Source organism: Citrobacter sp. CFNIH10, assembly GCF_002934585.1.
Taxonomy (GTDB): domain Bacteria; phylum Pseudomonadota; class Gammaproteobacteria; order Enterobacterales; family Enterobacteriaceae; genus Citrobacter_A; species Citrobacter_A amalonaticus.
The window spans coordinates 4,890,516-4,907,747 of record NZ_CP026216.1 but is presented as its reverse complement, the minus strand read 5'-3'; the positions used below and the strand labels follow the sequence as shown (position 1 = coordinate 4,907,747).

At 51.3% G+C, this 17,232-nt stretch carries 24 protein-coding genes and 1 tRNA gene; 15 read left to right on the top strand and 10 right to left on the bottom strand.

Annotation, left to right across the window (positions count from 1 at the left end):
• The first annotated feature begins 55 nt into the window (after nt 1–55).
• The gene (locus C2U53_RS28110) at nt 56–1,297 is read left to right on the top strand and encodes an NAD(P)-dependent oxidoreductase (protein ID WP_104446803.1); all 1,242 of its coding nucleotides are present in this window, start codon (nt 56–58) and stop codon (nt 1,295–1,297) included.
• The gene (preA, locus tag C2U53_RS28105; RefSeq protein ID WP_104446802.1) at nt 1,291–2,526 is read left to right on the top strand and encodes an NAD-dependent dihydropyrimidine dehydrogenase subunit PreA; all 1,236 of its coding nucleotides are present in this window, start codon (nt 1,291–1,293) and stop codon (nt 2,524–2,526) included. The genes C2U53_RS28110 and preA overlap by 7 nt, the downstream gene beginning before the upstream one ends.
• A gap of 37 nt (nt 2,527–2,563) precedes the next feature.
• Here the strand turns inward: preA and C2U53_RS28100 are convergent.
• A tRNA-Arg gene (locus tag C2U53_RS28100) sits at nt 2,564–2,638 on the bottom strand.
• A 195-nt stretch (nt 2,639–2,833) separates the two neighbouring features.
• On the opposite strand from C2U53_RS28100, the gene C2U53_RS28095 reads away from it, so the two are divergent.
• Nucleotides 2,834–4,003 carry a site-specific integrase gene (locus C2U53_RS28095; RefSeq protein ID WP_104446801.1) on the top strand — a complete coding sequence of 390 codons (1,170 nt, stop codon included), beginning with the start codon at nt 2,834–2,836 and terminating at the stop codon, nt 4,001–4,003.
• Here the strand turns inward: C2U53_RS28095 and C2U53_RS28090 are convergent.
• From C2U53_RS28090 to C2U53_RS28055, 7 genes are all read right to left on the bottom strand, one after another.
• A complete protein-coding gene (locus tag C2U53_RS28090; RefSeq protein ID WP_099531370.1) occupies nt 3,987–4,172 on the bottom strand; it encodes a hypothetical protein in 186 nt (61 codons plus the stop codon). The two genes, C2U53_RS28095 and C2U53_RS28090, sit on opposite strands and share 17 nt — an antisense overlap.
• A gap of 20 nt (nt 4,173–4,192) precedes the next feature.
• The gene (locus C2U53_RS28085) at nt 4,193–4,753 is read right to left on the bottom strand and encodes a 3'-5' exonuclease (protein WP_104446800.1); all 561 of its coding nucleotides are present in this window, start codon (nt 4,751–4,753) and stop codon (nt 4,193–4,195) included.
• Between the two features lies 1 nt (nt 4,754).
• On the bottom strand, nt 4,755–5,144 hold the full coding sequence (locus tag C2U53_RS30550; RefSeq protein WP_246876148.1) for a hypothetical protein: 390 nt from the start codon (nt 5,142–5,144) through the stop codon (nt 4,755–4,757).
• Nucleotides 5,137–5,808 (bottom strand): hypothetical protein, encoded by a 672-nt coding sequence (locus tag C2U53_RS30545; RefSeq protein WP_246876147.1) that lies wholly within the window; start codon nt 5,806–5,808, stop codon nt 5,137–5,139. Before C2U53_RS30545 ends, C2U53_RS30550 begins: the two co-directional genes overlap by 8 nt.
• Nucleotides 5,805–6,533, bottom strand: coding sequence for a site-specific DNA-methyltransferase (locus C2U53_RS28065; RefSeq protein WP_104446799.1), 729 nt, complete (start codon nt 6,531–6,533; stop codon nt 5,805–5,807). Before C2U53_RS28065 ends, C2U53_RS30545 begins: the two co-directional genes overlap by 4 nt.
• On the bottom strand, nt 6,530–6,784 hold the full coding sequence (locus C2U53_RS28060; protein WP_044256271.1) for a hypothetical protein: 255 nt from the start codon (nt 6,782–6,784) through the stop codon (nt 6,530–6,532). The genes C2U53_RS28065 and C2U53_RS28060 overlap by 4 nt, the downstream gene beginning before the upstream one ends.
• A gap of 160 nt (nt 6,785–6,944) precedes the next feature.
• Nucleotides 6,945–7,484: a hypothetical protein gene (locus C2U53_RS28055; RefSeq protein ID WP_104446798.1), complete on the bottom strand. Its 540-nt coding sequence runs from the start codon at nt 7,482–7,484 to the stop codon at nt 6,945–6,947.
• A 493-nt stretch (nt 7,485–7,977) separates the two neighbouring features.
• Between C2U53_RS28055 and C2U53_RS30825 the strand changes: the two genes are divergently transcribed.
• A complete protein-coding gene (locus C2U53_RS30825) occupies nt 7,978–8,367 on the top strand; it encodes a hypothetical protein (RefSeq protein WP_371415051.1) in 390 nt (129 codons plus the stop codon).
• On the opposite strand, the gene C2U53_RS28040 is transcribed toward C2U53_RS30825, so the two are convergent.
• The gene (locus C2U53_RS28040; protein ID WP_246876146.1) at nt 8,342–8,584 is read right to left on the bottom strand and encodes a hypothetical protein; all 243 of its coding nucleotides are present in this window, start codon (nt 8,582–8,584) and stop codon (nt 8,342–8,344) included. The genes C2U53_RS30825 and C2U53_RS28040 overlap by 26 nt on opposite strands.
• 187 nt (nt 8,585–8,771) lie before the next feature.
• Complete coding sequence (locus tag C2U53_RS28035; protein ID WP_104446796.1) at nt 8,772–9,398, bottom strand: LexA family transcriptional regulator; 627 nt, start codon at nt 9,396–9,398, stop codon at nt 8,772–8,774.
• Between the two features lie 101 nt (nt 9,399–9,499).
• On the opposite strand from C2U53_RS28035, the gene C2U53_RS28030 reads away from it, so the two are divergent.
• The 11 genes from C2U53_RS28030 (at nt 9,500) to C2U53_RS27980 (ending at nt 17,230) form a co-directional block, all read left to right on the top strand.
• On the top strand, nt 9,500–9,694 hold the full coding sequence (locus tag C2U53_RS28030) for a Cro/CI family transcriptional regulator (RefSeq protein ID WP_104446795.1): 195 nt from the start codon (nt 9,500–9,502) through the stop codon (nt 9,692–9,694).
• A 44-nt stretch (nt 9,695–9,738) separates the two neighbouring features.
• A complete protein-coding gene (locus C2U53_RS28025; RefSeq protein WP_104446794.1) occupies nt 9,739–10,293 on the top strand; it encodes a YmfL family putative regulatory protein in 555 nt (184 codons plus the stop codon).
• 163 nt (nt 10,294–10,456) lie between these two features.
• Nucleotides 10,457–10,642 (top strand): DUF4222 domain-containing protein, encoded by a 186-nt coding sequence (locus tag C2U53_RS28020; protein WP_104446793.1) that lies wholly within the window; start codon nt 10,457–10,459, stop codon nt 10,640–10,642.
• Nucleotides 10,626–11,558, top strand: a complete 933-nt coding sequence (locus C2U53_RS28015; RefSeq protein WP_104446792.1) for a conserved phage C-terminal domain-containing protein — start codon at nt 10,626–10,628, stop codon at nt 11,556–11,558. The genes C2U53_RS28020 and C2U53_RS28015 overlap by 17 nt, the downstream gene beginning before the upstream one ends.
• Nucleotides 11,558–12,436 carry a phage N-6-adenine-methyltransferase gene (locus C2U53_RS28010; protein WP_104446791.1) on the top strand — a complete coding sequence of 293 codons (879 nt, stop codon included), beginning with the start codon at nt 11,558–11,560 and terminating at the stop codon, nt 12,434–12,436. Before C2U53_RS28015 ends, C2U53_RS28010 begins: the two co-directional genes overlap by 1 nt.
• Entirely contained in the window at nt 12,429–14,294 is a 1,866-nt protein-coding gene (locus C2U53_RS28005) for a DNA cytosine methyltransferase (RefSeq protein WP_104446790.1), read from the top strand. The genes C2U53_RS28010 and C2U53_RS28005 overlap by 8 nt, the downstream gene beginning before the upstream one ends.
• A complete protein-coding gene (locus tag C2U53_RS28000; RefSeq protein ID WP_371415050.1) occupies nt 14,291–14,611 on the top strand; it encodes a LexA family protein in 321 nt (106 codons plus the stop codon). The genes C2U53_RS28005 and C2U53_RS28000 overlap by 4 nt, the downstream gene beginning before the upstream one ends.
• Complete coding sequence (locus C2U53_RS27995; RefSeq protein WP_044256254.1) at nt 14,608–14,994, top strand: RusA family crossover junction endodeoxyribonuclease; 387 nt, start codon at nt 14,608–14,610, stop codon at nt 14,992–14,994. Before C2U53_RS28000 ends, C2U53_RS27995 begins: the two co-directional genes overlap by 4 nt.
• Nucleotides 14,995–15,082: 88 nt before the next feature.
• Nucleotides 15,083–15,973 (top strand): ORF6N domain-containing protein, encoded by an 891-nt coding sequence (locus tag C2U53_RS27990; protein ID WP_246876145.1) that lies wholly within the window; start codon nt 15,083–15,085, stop codon nt 15,971–15,973.
• Entirely contained in the window at nt 15,966–16,244 is a 279-nt protein-coding gene (locus C2U53_RS27985) for a hypothetical protein (RefSeq protein ID WP_104446788.1), read from the top strand. Before C2U53_RS27990 ends, C2U53_RS27985 begins: the two co-directional genes overlap by 8 nt.
• Nucleotides 16,241–17,230, top strand: a complete 990-nt coding sequence (locus C2U53_RS27980; RefSeq protein WP_104446928.1) for a DUF968 domain-containing protein — start codon at nt 16,241–16,243, stop codon at nt 17,228–17,230. The genes C2U53_RS27985 and C2U53_RS27980 overlap by 4 nt, the downstream gene beginning before the upstream one ends.
• Nucleotides 17,231–17,232: the final 2 nt, after the last annotated feature.

Genomic DNA, 17,232 nt, shown 5'->3' with positions numbered 1-17,232 from the left:
AGTAGCTATTTGTACTCAGTTTGCCTTACGTAAACTTATTATTAAGGAATGGCATATGTCGCAACGAGACTACCTTGATGAACTGATTCCTGGCTTCACGCCCTTGTTGGCTATCAAAGAAGCTTCCCGCTGTTTGTTGTGTCACGACGCACCGTGCAGCCAGTCCTGTCCGGCGGAAACAGACCCGGGGAAATTTATCCGCTCTGTTTATTTCCGTAACTTTAAGGGCGCGGCCGAAACCATTAGAGAAAATAACGCGCTTGGCGCCGTCTGCGCCCGGGTATGTCCCACGGAAAAACTCTGCCAGCGCGGCTGTTCCCGTTCCGGAATTGATAAACCTATCGATATTGCCCGTTTGCAACGGTTTGTCACCGACTTTGAACGACAAACGCAGATGCAGATTTATCAGCCAGGCCGTAAAGATAAGGGCAACGTCGCCATCGTGGGGGCGGGCCCAGCCGGGTTGCAGGCCAGTGTCACGTTGTGCAATCTGGGCTATGACGTCACTGTGTTCGAAAAAACGGCTCAACCCGGCGGTTGGTTGCGCCACGGCATTCCTGAATTCCGTCTGCCGCAATCGGTGCTGGACGCTGAAATTGCGCGTATTACGGAAATGGGGGTGACAATCCGCTGTGGCTGCGAGATTGGCAACACTGTCACGCTGGAGGCGCTCAAAGCTGAATATCGCGCTGTCCTGCTGACGGTCGGCCTGTCAAAAGGCATGTCGCTGCCGTTGTTTAATGACGCGGGGACGGCAGAAATCGCCGTCGACTTTTTAAAACGCGCGCGTGGCAAGGCGGGTGGCATATCCGTGCCGCAAAGCGCGCTGGTGATTGGCGGCGGCGATGTCGCCATGGACGTGGCCAGTACGCTCAAAATTCTCGGCTGTGAATCGGTTACCTGCGTGGCGCGTGAAGAGCTTGCGGAGTTCCCGGCCAGTGAAAAAGAGTTCACCACCACCCAGGCGCTGGGCGTCTCTATCATTGATGGCTTTACGCCAACGGCAGTTGACGGAAATAAGGTCACCTTCAGGCACGTGCGCCTGCCTGGCGAGCTATCTCTGACCGCAGAAAAAATTATCCTCGCCGTCGGTCAGCATGCCGGGCTGGAAGCCTTCTCCGGCATTCGGGTACAACGCAATACCGTCGACACTCAACATTACCAGACTGCAGTTCCGGGACTGTTCGCCGCTGGCGATATCGTCCAGGGAGATAAAACCGTGGTGTATGCCGTTAAAACCGGGAAAGAAGCCGCTCAAGCCATTCATCACTATTTAGAGGAGGCGTCATCATGCTAACCAAAGATCTCTCTATTACCTTCTGCGGCGTGAAGTTTCCCAATCCGTTCTGCCTCTCTTCTTCCCCGGTCGGCAATTGCTATGAGATGTGCGCTAAAGCCTACGATAGCGGCTGGGGCGGCATCGTTTTTAAAACCATCGGTTTCTTTATCGCCAACGAAGTTTCTCCCCGCTTCGACCATCTGATTAAAGAAGACACCGGGTTTATCGGCTTTAAAAACATGGAGCAGATTGCTGAGCACCCGCTGGCAGAAAATCTTGCGGCGATTCGTCGGCTCAAACAAGATTACCCGGATAAGGTGCTGATCGCCTCGATCATGGGGGAAAATGAGCAGCAGTGGCAGGATCTGGCGCGTCTGGTCGAAGAGGCTGGCGCGGATATGATTGAATGCAACTTCTCCTGTCCGCAGATGACCTCTCACGCCATGGGGAGCGATGTGGGGCAAAGTCCTGAACTGGTGGAGAAATATTGCCAGGCGGTGAAACGCGGCTCTTCTATGCCGATGCTCGCTAAAATGACGCCCAATATCGGCGATATGTGCGAGGTTGCGCTGGCGGCGAAACGCGGTGGTGCCGATGGTATTGCCGCCATCAACACAGTCAAGTCAATTACCAATATTGACCTCAAGCGTAAATTGGGTCTGCCAGTCGTCAATGGCAAATCCAGTATTTCGGGCTATTCAGGTAAAGCGGTGAAACCGATTGCCTTGCGCTTCATTCAGCAGCTACGCACCCATCCTGAGCTGAAAGATTTTCCGATTAGCGGTATCGGTGGAATTGAAACCTGGGAAGATGCTGCCGAGTTCTTGCTGCTGGGCGCCGCAACACTTCAGGTGACAACCGGCATCATGCAGTACGGTTATCGCATTGTTGAAGATATGATCAGCGGCTTGTCGCACTATCTTAACGATCAGGGTTTCGACTCGCTGGATGAGATGGTGGGGCTGGCAAATGCCAATATCGTTCCGGCAGAAGATCTCGACCGCAGTTATATCGTTTACCCGCATATTAATCAGGAAAAATGCGTCGGCTGCGGTCGTTGCTACATTTCCTGCTTCGACGGTGGTCATCAGGCGATGGAGTGGAACGAACAGACGCGGACCCCGCACTACAATACCGAAAAATGCGTCGGCTGCCTGCTGTGCGGCCATGTTTGCCCGGTCGCGTGTATCAGCCTCGGAGAGGTAGTATTCAAACCCGGCGAAAAAGCGCATTCGGTCACCCTTTAACGCCCGGACGTTTTCCGGCTCACCACGGTGGGCCGGATGGTGTCCCCTGCAGGAATCGAACCTGCAACTAGCCCTTAGGAGGGGCTCGTTATATCCATTTAACTAAGGGGACTTTGAACTAACTGATTTTTAAGTGTTCTTCTTGTGTTGAATGTTATCCTATCAGTCCGCACCCCATCAAGCATTTCATTCCTTTTATTTCGTAACCTTTCGCATGTTTCCGCATAGGAAATCACTTCGTTCACTTGCCATTGCGTACAGATTGAGTACAGAATGCTGAAGTTCAGTGTGTACAGGATACTAAGCCGTGGCCCTCAGTGATACCAAACTTCGCAGCATAAATGCCAAGCCTTACAACGGCGCACCCGAAGTCACAGATGGTGACGGTCTGAGTGTGCGTATCACCCCAACCGGAACGATTACGTTTCAGTATCGTTACCGCTGGAACGGTAAGCCTGTCCGCCTTTCTGTTGGCCGATACCCTGCAATGCCTCTCAAAGAGGCTCGCGTGATAGTCGGTGAGATGCGCGAATTGTACATCAAGGGACTGAACCCTAAAAATTATTTTGCCAAGGAAGATGGCGAGCTAACGTTAAAGGAGTGTCTGGATCAGTGGTGGACGAAATATGTTGAGACTCTCAAGCCTAACACCCAGACGCTGTACAAGTCAGTTGTGTACAACACCATGTACACAGAATTCCCGGATGCACCGGTAGTCAACATTCCCGTTTCATCCTGGGTCAGGTTCTTCGATAAGCAGGAAAAGAAGAACGGCAAGAAAGCCAGGGTATTACTTCTCCAGCTTCGATCCGTGATGAACTGGTGCATCAGTCGTCAACTGATTCCCTCATGTGACGTATTGAAACTCAGCGTTAAAACCATTGGGAAAAAGCCCGATGTGGGTAGCCGGGTTCTTACATATACCGAGCTTGCAAAAGTCTGGCTGGCGCTGGAGAACAACAAGATTGTTTCCTCCAACAAAGTTCTGCACCAGTTACTGCTGCTATGGGGTGCCCGTTTGTCTGAATTGCGCCTTTCAACTGCCAGCGAGTTTAATATGGATGATCTCATCTGGACCACACCAGGAGAGCATTCCAAGATGGGAAACGTTATCCGGCGGCCTGTATTCGACCAGGTGAAACCATACGTGGAAAAGTTACTCAATTCCGGCAGGGATATTCTTTTCCCCGGTCAGGAACTGGACAAGGCGATAGATCGCTCGTCAGCCAATCTATACATGAAAAAATTAAGGGATAAAATTGATATTCCGGAGTGGCGAACACACGACTTCAGGCGCTCGCTGGTGACAAACTTATCGGGGGAAGGGGTGATGCCCCACGTCCTTGAAAAGATGTTGGGGCATGAGCTGGGGGGAGTGATGGCGGTTTATAACAAACATGACTGGCTGGTGGAGCAGAAAGATGCGTATGAACTGTATGCTGATAAGATATTCTGGCATGTCAAACAGCTCGGTTGACGCCACCCTCATCTATCCATTTCATTACAGCTTTTCTGCTGTATCTGGAAGGGTAGGTAAGTACCGGGTTAGGGAATCCATGTTCTTTTCGTAAACGCCAGATTGCTGTTTTTTTCTTTTTGAGCAGGTCAAACACTTCCTGCTCTTCCATAAAATCGGTAGTAGTCATAATTTACCTCTTCTATTAATTCATTCAGCAGGAATTAATTTTTGCCAGATGGCTGATACATATTTTGCCTGGTGACGGGCATCGGCCAGTGCGTTATGCATGTCACCATCGAATGGCATGTCTTGCTTGGGATCAAATCCTATCCCGCGAACGAGGGTTACGATTGTTCGTACGTCATGATCATTCCAGAATTTCCACGGACAGATGTGGCCAGCGCGCTCATATGCACCTCGTAAAATGACGTTATCGAATGTTGCACCGTTTCCCCAGACCTTCATATATTTCGGGTTGTCGGCGTGCTGAAGAATAAAATGGTTCAATTCAGAAAGTGCATCGGCGATCGGCATTACATCATCAATGCAAATTGCCGCCCGCGCTTCTGCACTTTGTTTCATCCACCAAATAATAGTATCGCCATCAGGAACTGCGCCTGACTTCATTGCACTTTCGAGGCTGACAACTGCATAGAACTCAGGACCCAATTCACGAGATTGAGGATCAAAGAAAACAGCACCAATTGAAACGATCGGGGCATTTGGTTTATTACCCATTGTTTCGAGGTCGATCATTAAATTGTTCACGTTATAAAGTCTCCTGTTTTGGTACTGCTTTAATCATCGCCGCCCAGCACAACTCAGCCCGACGCGCTGCCTTTCTGCATCCGCTCAATGCTTTGTATTCAGCCCACTCTTTTTCATCGCTGAAATGTGGATCTGGCTCAGACTCGAAGCCGTTAATAACCATGTCCTCTGTCGGAACGATCGGTACCATCACGTAACCTGGTGGTGCAAAGTACCGAACTTCTACCGTTCTGTCAGGATCGGATGCATAGTCAATGCCAATTACCGGATAGTTGCCAGCCTTACGCCGCTCATTATCCAGGTCTGTTTGCAACTGAATCACCCAGCGGGCGAGCTCACCTTTTTCGCCGGATTCAAGCCGTAAATCATCTAAACGATATTTATCAATCATTGCTGTTATCCTCGCAGCAGTGGTGCCGCCCCTCTGGGTCAGTAGATACATGTCCACAGATATCGCACTCAATTTCATCTGGTGGCAACTCATCACGATTGCTTACAGGTTGGCTACCTTGAAGCATGGCACCGCGGCAGACATCAGGAGGAGTAAACCCGATAACCTGATCGCCCTCGGTCACTAGGCGAATTAACATGGCCAGGTTATCGACCAGCTCGTATTCAACCTTGTTCCAGTCCCCACGCCCTTCCGTGTAGTGGATAACCTCTTTAATAACCTCTCCGCTTTCTTCTGCAACTTTATTGAGCACGTAGTTTGGCTGAGGAAATTTGCGCATTGCTTTATCAGCACGCAATCGCGCTGCTGAAACGAGCGATGAGAAGTAATCCTGCGGTGCTGGTAGGGCGTCGTAGACTTCAATGACGCCGTTATCGATGGGCCACTCACCATCCTTGATATAATCCGTTGTTCCGTCCACCTGCTGATTGGCAATGTGGAAGGCTCCAATCGGCTTAGCGGTCAGCGATGCCAGCGCGATTTCAGCAAGAACCAGATCCTTTTCTGCGTTCTCAACGCCCTGAAAATCCTCGGCTTGTGATTTTCTCTCCCGCGCCCATTCGATTAACTGCTCTTTGGTGAACTCTCTGGTTATTGTGTTCATGCTGCTTGCTCCCGTTTGATCCCCATGCGCTGGCATGCGGTCTTGAAAATTTCTGCGTCTTTCTCGATGCCGATGAACTTACGCTCTGATTGCTGACAGGCCACTCCGGCGGTACCGCTTCCCATAGTGAAATCCAGCACCGTATCACCGGGATTGCTGTAGGTTTCGATCAGGTACTTAACCAGCGCCAACGGCTTTTGGGTCGGATGGTAGTTTCCTGCCTGTTTGTCGCTCGAGAAAAATTGGACATCACGCGGATAGCGGCTGGTTGAATCGTACTTCGTCAGCGTCAGCGCCTTTCCGTAGCATTCAGAATTAACGGTCTTTCGCCTGGAGGTTTTTCGCTCGTGGCCATGCGTAAATTGCGGGTTATAAGTCGGCTGGCAACGATAAAAGACCTCGATGTTTTCATGCGCACGCAGCGGTTGCTTTTTGGCATTCAGAAAGCCGGTAGCATTCCCCTTTTCCCATATCCACTCTGTTCTCCAGTGCTGTAAGTTGCTGGCAATCAGTACGCTGGTAAATGGCTGTGCAGAAAACAGAACGATGGCGACCGCCGGCTTAGTGATCCGGTAGAGCTCCCGCCACATCCACTGCAGGTCTAACACTGAATCCCATCGGCACTGCGTGGTTCCGTATGGAATGTCAGCACATACCAGGTCGACGGTACCGCTGGAGAGTCGCGGGAAAACATCGAAGCAATCTGCGTTGTGCAGGGAGATCATTGGGCGGCCTCCCGGCGTACTGCCAGTAAAAGCTGGTTAAACATCAGTGTCAGAGGATTACTGCAGCCGAATGGCAGATCGTTGACGCGGTATGTTGGTGCACCACCACGAACGCCAGTTTTTACGATGTGGCCAGTGGTGTAGAGTTGCGATAGTGCGCCGGCCACGACAGGTGTCCTTCTGTGCAGCGCTTTAGCAATATCGCTGCTGGTGGTATTGGGATGAGCCTGGACGTATTCGAATACGGTCATTGCACATTACCTTCACGTTGCTGATCCAGCCGAGCCAGTGACTCGGTTAACGCTGCATAGGTTGCTTCCAGTCGTGTTGCGACCTCTTTCATAAGCCGCCCATGCTTTGCTGGTAGTTCCGGTACGGAGGCATGCGCCTCCGCAACGAGCTCTTTAACTTTCAGGCGGCGCATTGGCGCAGCTCCATCAGTTCATTGAACCGGTTAATGAACAGGCCGAAGGCCTGGCCGGGGCGCAAAGGATGAATTTCAAATAAATCCGTTGGTGGAATACCTTCCAGAATCGGCCATATGGAACCGTCGTCGATATCCAGATCCCGGCGCTCGGTCGCGAGCATGGTCAGGTCGGCATATTTAACGAGGTATGTCTCGTCAAGCGGCAGGCCGAATTTCAGGCGGATCAGTTGATCAGTGCGCGTCTCGATCCGGCGGTAATCTGGCAACAACGCTTTCAGCGGGGCAGGGATGTCCAGGCAGTATGCCTCTGCGGCGTCATGCATCAGCGCTTCAAAGGCGAACTCTGGCGCCACGAGCTGACTGCACATAACGGAATGCTGCGCCACGCTATAAAATTCCGACAGGTGCCCCGCGAAGCGGCAGATATTGGAAAGCGCCCCGGCGATGTCTTCGATATCAATATCGTCAATGGTGGAGTTGATATAATCGAACTTCTTACCGGAAAGAGTCTGGATAAAACTCATCGTTAGTTCTCCTTAATTGGTGCGCTGCACCGCACGATTTTTGGTTGCACGAATCCCTCGCCATAAGGCGAATAAAAGTTTTGGTTTCGTTTCAATAAATGCCCCATCCAGAGGCACTTAGTGCAACGGGCGACTGCCATCGCCAGTTAGTTTCTCCACAAAACAGACAAGAGCACCTGCGGCTGCAACCGCCCGGGTGGATTGGGTTATGAGCCCGTCGCCCGGTGATGCCCTTGTCTGTTTTGTAAAAAAGGGCGGTACCGAGGTAGAACATTATCTTCGTCCCCCTTTTGTCAGGTTGAAGACCCTGGTACCGCCAAGACTACTCACAGCTTTCTTACTTCCTGGTACCACGCTGGCTACGTGATTGGGTTGTGGCGCCAGATGCTTATCTTCTGGTTACCTCTAAGGGCTGCACTTCACCACAACTGCAAGCGCACTCCGCCGTTTCACACCTGTCACCCATAACTGGTAAGTGAAGGAGTGCGCTTGCATGTTGTGCCCTGAAAAGGCTGGCGGTTGCCGGAAATACACGGGAAAACGCCGGGCCGCCAGAACAGGGATGTGTTTCTTATTGCTTTGGCCTGCTTTTATCCACATCAGGCGTGGTGGTATCCTTATTGGTGCCCATACCAAGCAAGGAAAACAGATGCTTAAGTCAACACTTATTGCTAAATGCCTTACTCGTTGCGGAATGCTTCCTGATATCGCAACCGGTGAAGCTGCTGTACGTGATATTTTTGAAGAGTATTTCCCACGTCACAGCTTTGAAAAATGGAACACTCATCTTGATGATGATGTCATTCAGCATTACCTCGAGGCATCGCGAGGAGCTGGGACCATCAAGGTTAATTTTTTTATTGAGGATCTCTGGGATTACTGATCGTCATCGAACCAAAAGTTTTGAAATCTGGATGTAAAATCGTTTTCCCGGAGGCGTTGGCTTCGCATTCCAGCTTTTCCGGGTCCATCAAAGCTTTAGTCACTGCTTCCATAAAACTTATGTAATCTGCAGCGACAGCGGTTTCAGTTTTAATTGCAGTAAGCAATGCACCGTTCACCCGAATCTCAATCATTCGTCCTGGCTTGCTCTTTTGCATAACCACCTCATTAATCATCTAAATCACAGTTGCGAATCATCCGGTCATTCATACGCCACCGGCGGCTACTTCGTGGGCATCCTGCCTGTTCGCTGTTGATGAGTAAAATCTAACTTAACTTAGTATTTTGGTCAAGAAAAAACACCAAACTTTAATTAGCTTGGTGCTTAGGTGGGATTAGCTATTTTTAAAGTTCGTATTGAACGCCTTTGACGACACCGATGATCAGGCAGTTACCATTTATTGGGATGTTGGGATAGCGTGGATTTAGAGGGACTAAAAATTTTTGTGGGCCATCAATAACGAGTTTCTTTACTGTCGCTTCATTGGTTCCATCTATTCTGGCCACAACAATTTTGCCATGAAGTGGCTCGGCATCGGGATCTACAATCACAGTTGCGCCTTCAGGAATAGTGGGAAGTCCGTTAGGGTTTGTCATCGAATCCCCTTTAACTTCCAGCGCGAACGAGCTATCGCCAACTCTTAAGGACGTCTCTACCCACTTATCCACTTCATTGAAAACTTCAGCGACCTTACATTCTGTGAATTGACCAGCTTGAACCCATGAAATTATAGGGACCCTGCGCATTTTTGTAATGAGGTTACCCTCAAACTCAGTGCCATATAGAATGTAATCAATTGATGTATTGAAAAATTTTGCAAGTTTTGACAGTGATTCCCCACCTGGTACATTTATATCTTTTTCCCAATACCCAACCGCAACATCACTCACTCCGCAGAACTTCCCAAGCTCTTTCTGGGATGTTCTGGTTATCAGTCTGAGGGACTTAATACGCTGTCCAACCGTTTCCATTGAAGCACCATTCACAAATAAAGGACTAAGGAATCTTAGTTTTTATTGACCAAAGATGGATTGATAATTAATATCTAATCAAACTTAGCTAAGGAGGTATCATGACAACTGACGATATTGAAAATTACTTTGGCAATGCTGAAAGAGTTGCTGATTTTTTCGGCATTACCAGTGAAGCCGTTTACCAATGGCGCAATAGGCCTGGGCGCCTCATTCCGAAAGGCCGGGCAGCTGAAGCGGCATACCGCACTGGTGGTGGCTTAGTTTTTCACCCTGAGCTTTATGAAAAAAAATAGACCGCAAATTGATTTTAAGTAACCACAGAATCAAGGGGTTAACCGTGGGTAAAGAACCTGAATGGAAAATAGAAAAACAGCCAGCCTGGCTGGTGGCCGCTATCAGGAAGACGATCGCAGCGCTCCCTGGTGGATACGCCGAAGCGGCAGAAATCTTGGACGAAACGCAGAACTCGCTTTTTAACCGCCTTCGTGCTGGTGGAGATCAAATATTCCCTATGGGCTGGGCAATGGTACTTCAGAGCGCCGCTGGCGTGAGTTACATAGCTGATGCGTTTTCTCGTCAAACAGATAACGGGATCCACATCCCAGGTGCAGCACCAGAGATAGAGAACGAGGAGATAGGTTTAAAGCTGGCTGAGCTGGTGGGCAGACTCGGGGATCTGGTCAATGCATACCGTTGGTATATCGACGACGGCGTTGTTGATAAGGGCGAGTGGCAGAGCCTTAACGACATCGCATATCAGTTCAGGGTGACTCTGATGACCTTCCTGAATTTGATTTCCCGTGTTTACTGCCTGCCAGAAAAGAGTGACGCCCGCGAGTGTGCAGCTCCGGGCGCCGTGGCGTGTCGTATCAGTGGAGAAACTAACGCATGAACAGTTTAACGGTAAATAACCGCATACCGCAACTACGTGCTTTCCCGGTACCGGGTTACATCATGTTTCGGTATGAGCGCATGGTATCAGGCCGCTGGGTTCCCTGTAACCACAGTCGGGCGATGGCAATTGTGGGGGTATGGCGCCGTAGAGGGGGATCCTTATGCAAGAACTTAACCGATGGTTCAAAGACCACTACGGTATCCCAGTTCGAGTTATCCGATGGGAACCGGAAACTCACCGCGTTATCTACCTGCGCAAAGGCTATGAGCATGAATGCTTCAGCCCGCTCGAACAGTTCCAGCGCAAGTTTACTGAGATAAAGGACGATCATGAGCCAGATATTTGAAATCGTTCAGTCGCTGTCGGGCCAGCGCAACGCAATAACAATCCCGGTCCCTTACCTTGATTTTTTTTCCGGTGATCAGCAGGCGCATGCTTTGGGGGCAGTTCTCAACCAGTTGGTCTTCTGGTCCGGGAAATCAGACCTGAAGGATGGCTGGTTCTACAAAGAGCACAGTGAGTTAGCTGCGGAAATTCGTGGAGTCAGTGAAGACCAGGTACAGCGGTTGGTAAACAAGATTTGCACTCGCTGGTTACCTGGAATTGTTGATAAAGCGCAAAAGCAAGTAAACGGTACGAAAAAGACGCACTACCGTATCGACGGGGATGCATTAATCGAGGCTTTATTCCCTACAACACTGGATTCCGCAGAATCGCGGAACGGGAAACGCGAAGTCGCGGAACCTATTCCGCAGAATCACGGAACCGAAAACGCAGAATCGCGGAACCATAACCGCGAAGTCGCGGAACCTATTCTCTATACAGATCATTACTCAGATCACCACAAACAGATCATAAAACCTTCTTGTCCGGTTGCGTTGCAACCAGACCCTGAAGTTGCGATCACTGATAACGCCATTCTGGTTTTAACCCATTTGAACCAGGTCAGCGGTTCCCGTTATCAGAAATCAAAAACCTCGCTGGAAAACATTCGTGCTCGTCTGCGTGAAGGTTACAGCGTTGCTGACCTGCAACTGGTTATCGACCTGAAACACGAGCACTGGAACGGCAACGATGAGCAGTACCAGTACATGCGCCCTGAAACACTGTTTGGCCCGAAAAAATTTGAGGGGTATCTGCAAAGCGGGATCCGCTGGGACAAGAAGGGGCGTCCGCCTCGTGAATGCTGGGGCGAAAAGAAACATGACCCAATGAAGGTCGGTCCGGTTGATACCAAAATTCCAGAGGGGTTCAGGGGATAATGACAAACAAATATTGCCAGGCGTTGGCGGAACTGCGTAGCAAACCAGCCCACGAACTGAAAGAGGTTGGCGATCAATGGCGTACTCCGGATCTGTTGTTTTGGGGGATTAACGCAATATTTGGGCCGTTGGTTCTGGATCTGTTTGCTGACGACGATAACGCGAAGTGCCCGGTCTGGTACACAGCCGAAGATAACGCGCTGATGCAGGATTGGTCGGAAATGCTGGAGTCAATCGGCGGGGCCGCATTCGGTAATCCACCCTATAGCCGCTCTCAATACCACGAAAAGCAGGCGATCACCGGCATGACCCACATCATGGATCACACAATGGAGATGCGTGAAAAGGGTGGGCGTTACGTGTTCCTCATTAAAGCGGCGACAAGTGAAACATGGTGGCCTGAAGATGCCGATCACATCATGTTTATTCGCGGTCGCATTGGTTTCGATCTCCCTGTGTGGTTTGTTCCTGCTGACGATAAGCAGAAACCCACTGGTGCTTTCTTTGCTGGCGCCATTGCAATCTTCGATAAGTCATGGCGCGGCGAGCGTTTCAGCTACATCAGCCGTACCGATCTGGAGGAAAAAGGGAAGGCGTTTATGTCGCTGGTTACATTTGCCGCTGGTAAGGCCCAGCAGACAGAAACAGTAAGGCCTGTTACGCCGCTGACGTTGCCAGAAGTCGAATCGCGTATCTGGCCTCTCGAGGTTGGTCTGGTGTTTAACCAAGTGGATGGCGTTGACGCCCTGACTGAGTCACAGCAGAACAAGCTGAAAGGCAATATCAATCAGCTATGGCTTGAACGTATGCCCACCAGCGAGATCATTGCCGTTGCCGCTGGTCTTGCCAGTAGCATGCAGGGGGTGACCCATGCGTGAGATTATCGTTGATAACTTTGCTGGTGGTGGCGGCGCGTCAACCGGTATTGAAATGGCGATTGGTCGTAGTGTTGATATCGCGATCAACCATGACGAGAACGCGATCGCGATGCACAAGACGAACCACCCGGACACACTTCACTACTGCGAATCCGTATTTGAAGTGGATCCGCGCGCGGCGACGGGGGGCTTACCGGTTGCCCTGGCATGGTTCAGTCCTGATTGTCGCCATTTTTCGAAAGCCAAAGGTGCGAAGCCAGTAGAAAAAGCGATTCGTGGTCTTGCATGGGTTGTTCTGCGCTGGGCACTTGATGTTAAACCCCGAGTGATGAAGCTGGAGAACGTCGAAGAGTTCAGAACGTGGGGACCGCTTCTCGCCGGTGAAATGCGCCCGGATCCTGCCCGTGCTGGTGAAACTTTCGAAGCATTCATCGGCATGCTGACTACCGGCATCCCGACGGATCATCCGGCGCTGGCGGAGTGCTGCGAATTTCTGGGCATTCCTCCTGACAGTGAAGATGCCGTGCGGCTGGTTGACGGTCTTGGCTATGTTGTCGAATATCGCGAATTGCGAGCGTGTGACCTCGGCGCACCGACCATCAGAAAACGCTTCTTCATGGTTATGCGCTGTGACGGTAAACCGATTGTGTGGCCGGAACCAACACACGGTGATCCGAAGTCACCGGCGGTTCAGGCTGGCAAGCTGGCGCCGTGGCGCACCGCTGCGGAGTGTATCGACTGGACCATTCCTGCGCTGTCGATCTTCGACCGTAAAAAGCCCCTGGCAGTGAATACGCTCAAGCGCATAGCGCGCGGTATTCAGCGTTTCGTTATCGACAGCGCGTCGCCGTTTATCGTGAAGTGCAACCATACCAGCACCAAAACGCATTACGACTGCTTCCGTGGCCAGTCGCTGGAAGAACCACTGCAGACAATCACCAAAACCCACGGCTACGCAGTCGCGGTACCGCACCTGACGAAATTCAGAACAGGCGCGACAGGGCAGGATGTCACACAACCAGTCCCGACAATCACCGCCGGCGCGTCACGGCGCCCGGGCGGGAATGGTCATGCTCTCGGCATCGTTGAGGCCGCGCTTACACCGTTCCTTGCTGGTAACGGCGGCAGTGAGTACCAGGCAAAGCCGCGCCCGCTGGATAAACCCACTCACACCATCCTGAAACAGTCTCGTGCCTGTCTGGTTGCGCCGGTCATCGCTCGCCAGTTTGGCGCCAGCATCGGTCACCGTGCAGACGAACCGAGCGCGACGATTACGGCGGGCGGCGGCGGTCATTCACAACTGGTTTCTGCTTTCCTCGCGAAGCACTACGGCGGCAACTATACGGGACCGGGCGTCGGGCTGGATGAACCAGTCCACTCGGTGACGACGGTCGATCATCATGCGGTGGTTGCTTCCCATCTGGTAAAACTGCGCGGCACCTGTCGCGATGGTCAGCCCACAAGTGAACCAATGCCGACAGTTACGGCCGGCGGCCTGCATGTCGGGGAAGTCAAAACCACTCTGGCGGTTGACGACTACGACGAACACCGCGCACAGCAGGCGCTGGCGTTTTTGCGTGAATACTGCGGCGAGGAATGCACCGGGATGGTCGACATCGATGGGATAACGTACCGCATCGTCGATATCGGTATGCGCATGCTTCAGCCGCACGAACTCTATCGCGCACAGGGCTTCCCTGACTGGTACATCATCGATCAGGATTATCGCGGCAAGCGCTACGCCAAAGATAAACAAGTGGCCCGCTGCGGCAATGCAGTCCCGCCACCGTTCGCTGAAGCGCTGGTGCGCGCAAATTTGCCTGAGTTATGTGTGAGCAAGGAGGAACAAGCAGCATGATGAACTTAACGGCTCGACAGCAGCATGTACTGGATACCCTGATCAGCTTTCAACGCGAGCATGGTTATCCTCCAACCAATACAGAACTTTCGGCGCTGCTGGGATGCAGCTCCCCAAATGCCGCTGCGGATCATCTGCGGGCACTGGAGAGGAAAGGAGCTATCACCCTGACGCGTGGCGTTTCGCGGGGAATAGCCATCAACGATCTGGAGAACGTTGCTGATGCTGATTCCCTGCTGCATGCACTTGTGAATGGTGAGGATGGTGCGAAGGACCATGCAATCGCCTATCTCAAAAACAAGGGGATCCGGGTATGAAGCTGGTGCTGCCGTTTCCTCCGAGTGTGAACACGTACTGGCGCGCCCCGAATAAGGGGCCGCTGGCAGGGCGCCACCTGATAAGTGCCAAAGGTCGCCAGTTCCAGTCGTCAGCATGTGCGGCAATCATTGAACAACTGCGCATGCTCCCTAAGCCGTCATCGTCACCGGCGGCTGTCGAAATAATCCTGTTCCCGCCTGACAACCGGATCCGGGATCTGGATAACTACAACAAAGCGCTGTTTGACGCTCTTACCCACGCGGGTATCTGGGAGGACGACAGCCAGGTGAAAAGAATGCTGGTGGAGTGGGGGCCAGTAGTGAAAGGGGGAAGAGTAGAGATCTCGATCAAGAAATTTGAGGAAAAAATATCATCTTGCTAGAGCAAAACATGGGTAATTCAGGGTATGGTTATCCGGTGCAAGCGAAACGGGAGTGCAGTCCCCTTCGCACTAAAACAGTGGAGAAAATATGACTAACCAGGTTATGGGCCTTGCTACGCCCAAAGGTAGCGCTACATCTGTTGTTTCTGTTAATAATTCCGCAGTACCGGTGATTACTTATCGCAATCAGCGAGTGGTAACTACTGATTCCCTTGCTGCTGGGTATAGCACCACCACGCAAAACATCACGAATAACTTCAATCGCAACAAAAACCGGTTTATTGAGGGTAAACACTACTTCAGGGTTGAGGGTGAAGAAGTCGAAAATTTGCGCAACTCTTTAAGCTATGTGCAAATTTCGCCGAAAACTCGCAGCTTGTACCTCTGGACTGAACGCGGCGCATCACACCACGCGAAAATGCTTGAGACAGAGCAGGCGTGGGATTTCTTTGAGCAACTCGAAGATCATTACTTTGGCATGCGCGAAGTTTATGGCGTTACGTTACCCGATATCTCAGACCCAATAAAGCTTGCCCGTGCATGGGCTGATGCCATGGAAGCAAAGCAACAGGCTGAGGCTATTACTCACCAGCAGGCTGAATACATTGAACACCTCGAGAGTCTCTTCACCGACGGGCTTTCTCCGGTACAGTTCTGCAAACGACTCAACGGTGTTAATACCAGTAAGATTAGTGCCTGGCTGGTCTCTGCAAACTGGCTCTATGATGACAATCCGGAAGGGCGCAGCGCTCAATGGCGTGTCCGTTCTTACGCTCGCGATAAATACCTTACTGAGAAAAGCACGAAAGTTTCACCAAACTCTGCAGTCAGCTTTACCACCTATCAACCCGTTCTTCTAAGGGACGGAGCGGTCTGGCTGTACAAAAATTACCTGAAAGGAAAGCTTCCGATGAAGGTGACCTGGAACGGTAAGTTTACCCACGATAAAGAGTTGGCTGGAGGGGCTGTTCATGGGTAATCAGTCAAAACCAGGGATTTATGGCACATCATCAATTCATAAGGCTAAAAAAACACAGCATGGCGGTTTCAGCCTCAGTCAGGAGCAGTTTCTTGCCCTTAAAGAAACAAAAGATTGGATTGATTTACATCCTGATGCCGTGAGGTATATCGACGGTGAGTGTTACTTATCCCGAGAACTGTCACTTCTCTACCTCCACTTGTGTGGGAACAAGAAAATAAAAAAAGAGTTCCGAAAATCGACGTTTGCTAGAAGTGGAGTGAGATGTTGAGAGCACTGCTAACACCTGAAATAGCTCCCCGCATGGGGGTTGTGCTTTTCCGTCCTGGTGCAGACCTGATGCAGCTATTTATGCGCGGTCGGGTTTTACTCGAGCCAGAACCTGAAAGCATGGCCTCTTATGCGACTGGTTTTGTGCCGGCAGCGGTTCAGCCACTGGCAGACGATCCGGTAATGAGCGAGATATTCGAGGATCATCGCGTTATACAGCGCGCTGGTGGCTTGTCTTCGCTTGATGGCTGGTTAAACAAAAAGTTCGAATGCCAGTGGCCCCATTCAACATGGCACGACAAGAATTTCACGATCATGCGGCATAAGCCCGGAAGCATCCGGTTGTGCTGGCACTGCGACCACACCCTCGCTGGACAATACACGGAACAGCTTGCAGGTATAGCCAGCAAAAACCTGGTATCCTGGATCATGTCAGTCATCCGTACGGATTTAGGTTTTCCAGAGTCGCATGTACTGACCCTCCCGGAGTTGTGCTGGTGGATGGTCAGAAATGATCTGGGCGATGTTATTCCTGAAAGTGTTGCGCATAAGGCGCTGAGACTGCCGGCTGAAGAACCGAAATCGATCATGCGAGAAAGCGATATTGTGCCTTCGTTACCGGCCACCAGCATTGTGCAGGAGAAGGTGAAGAAGGTACTGACGCTCAGGATTGATCCGGAATCGCCGGAAAGCTTCATGCTACGTCCGAAGCGGAGACGCTGGGAAAATGAGAAATACACACGATGGGTGAAGGCCCAGCCGTGCGCCTGCTGTGGTAAGCAGGCAGATGATCCGCACCACCTGATAGGTCACGGTCAGGGCGGCATGGGGACAAAAGCGCATGACCTCTGGGTGTTGCCTTTGTGCAGAAAGCATCACGACGAGTTACATGCGGATACCGTGGCATTCGAAGAGAAATACGGCTCGCAGCTGGAGTTGATATTTCGTTTTATCGATCGCGCGCTTGCAATTGGTGTGCTGGCGTAAGT

Excerpts from the sequence above, each read along its gene's own strand:
- C2U53_RS28060 (WP_044256271.1), bottom strand. The coding sequence starts at position 6,784 with ATGACCGTATTCGAATACGTCCAGGCTCATCCCAATACCACCAGCAGC.
- C2U53_RS28005 (WP_104446790.1), top strand. The coding sequence starts at position 12,429 with ATGCGTGAGATTATCGTTGATAACTTTGCTGGTGGTGGCGGCGCGTCA.
- C2U53_RS30825 (WP_371415051.1), top strand. The coding sequence starts at position 7,978 with ATGTTGTGCCCTGAAAAGGCTGGCGGTTGCCGGAAATACACGGGAAAA.
- C2U53_RS28030 (WP_104446795.1), top strand. The coding sequence starts at position 9,500 with ATGACAACTGACGATATTGAAAATTACTTTGGCAATGCTGAAAGAGTT.
- C2U53_RS30545 (WP_246876147.1), bottom strand. The coding sequence starts at position 5,808 with ATGAACACAATAACCAGAGAGTTCACCAAAGAGCAGTTAATCGAATGG.
- C2U53_RS30550 (WP_246876148.1), bottom strand. The coding sequence starts at position 5,144 with ATGATTGATAAATATCGTTTAGATGATTTACGGCTTGAATCCGGCGAA.
- C2U53_RS28110 (WP_104446803.1), top strand. The coding sequence starts at position 56 with ATGTCGCAACGAGACTACCTTGATGAACTGATTCCTGGCTTCACGCCC.
- C2U53_RS28090 (WP_099531370.1), bottom strand. The coding sequence starts at position 4,172 with ATGACTACTACCGATTTTATGGAAGAGCAGGAAGTGTTTGACCTGCTC.
- C2U53_RS28000 (WP_371415050.1), top strand. The coding sequence starts at position 14,291 with ATGATGAACTTAACGGCTCGACAGCAGCATGTACTGGATACCCTGATC.
- C2U53_RS28065 (WP_104446799.1), bottom strand. The coding sequence starts at position 6,533 with ATGATCTCCCTGCACAACGCAGATTGCTTCGATGTTTTCCCGCGACTC.
- C2U53_RS28055 (WP_104446798.1), bottom strand. The coding sequence starts at position 7,484 with ATGAGTTTTATCCAGACTCTTTCCGGTAAGAAGTTCGATTATATCAAC.
- C2U53_RS27985 (WP_104446788.1), top strand. The coding sequence starts at position 15,966 with ATGGGTAATCAGTCAAAACCAGGGATTTATGGCACATCATCAATTCAT.
- C2U53_RS28040 (WP_246876146.1), bottom strand. The coding sequence starts at position 8,584 with ATGCAAAAGAGCAAGCCAGGACGAATGATTGAGATTCGGGTGAACGGT.
- C2U53_RS27995 (WP_044256254.1), top strand. The coding sequence starts at position 14,608 with ATGAAGCTGGTGCTGCCGTTTCCTCCGAGTGTGAACACGTACTGGCGC.
- C2U53_RS27990 (WP_246876145.1), top strand. The coding sequence starts at position 15,083 with ATGACTAACCAGGTTATGGGCCTTGCTACGCCCAAAGGTAGCGCTACA.
- preA (WP_104446802.1), top strand. The coding sequence starts at position 1,291 with ATGCTAACCAAAGATCTCTCTATTACCTTCTGCGGCGTGAAGTTTCCC.
- C2U53_RS28020 (WP_104446793.1), top strand. The coding sequence starts at position 10,457 with ATGCAAGAACTTAACCGATGGTTCAAAGACCACTACGGTATCCCAGTT.
- C2U53_RS28035 (WP_104446796.1), bottom strand. The coding sequence starts at position 9,398 with ATGGAAACGGTTGGACAGCGTATTAAGTCCCTCAGACTGATAACCAGA.
- C2U53_RS28010 (WP_104446791.1), top strand. The coding sequence starts at position 11,558 with ATGACAAACAAATATTGCCAGGCGTTGGCGGAACTGCGTAGCAAACCA.
- C2U53_RS28015 (WP_104446792.1), top strand. The coding sequence starts at position 10,626 with ATGAGCCAGATATTTGAAATCGTTCAGTCGCTGTCGGGCCAGCGCAAC.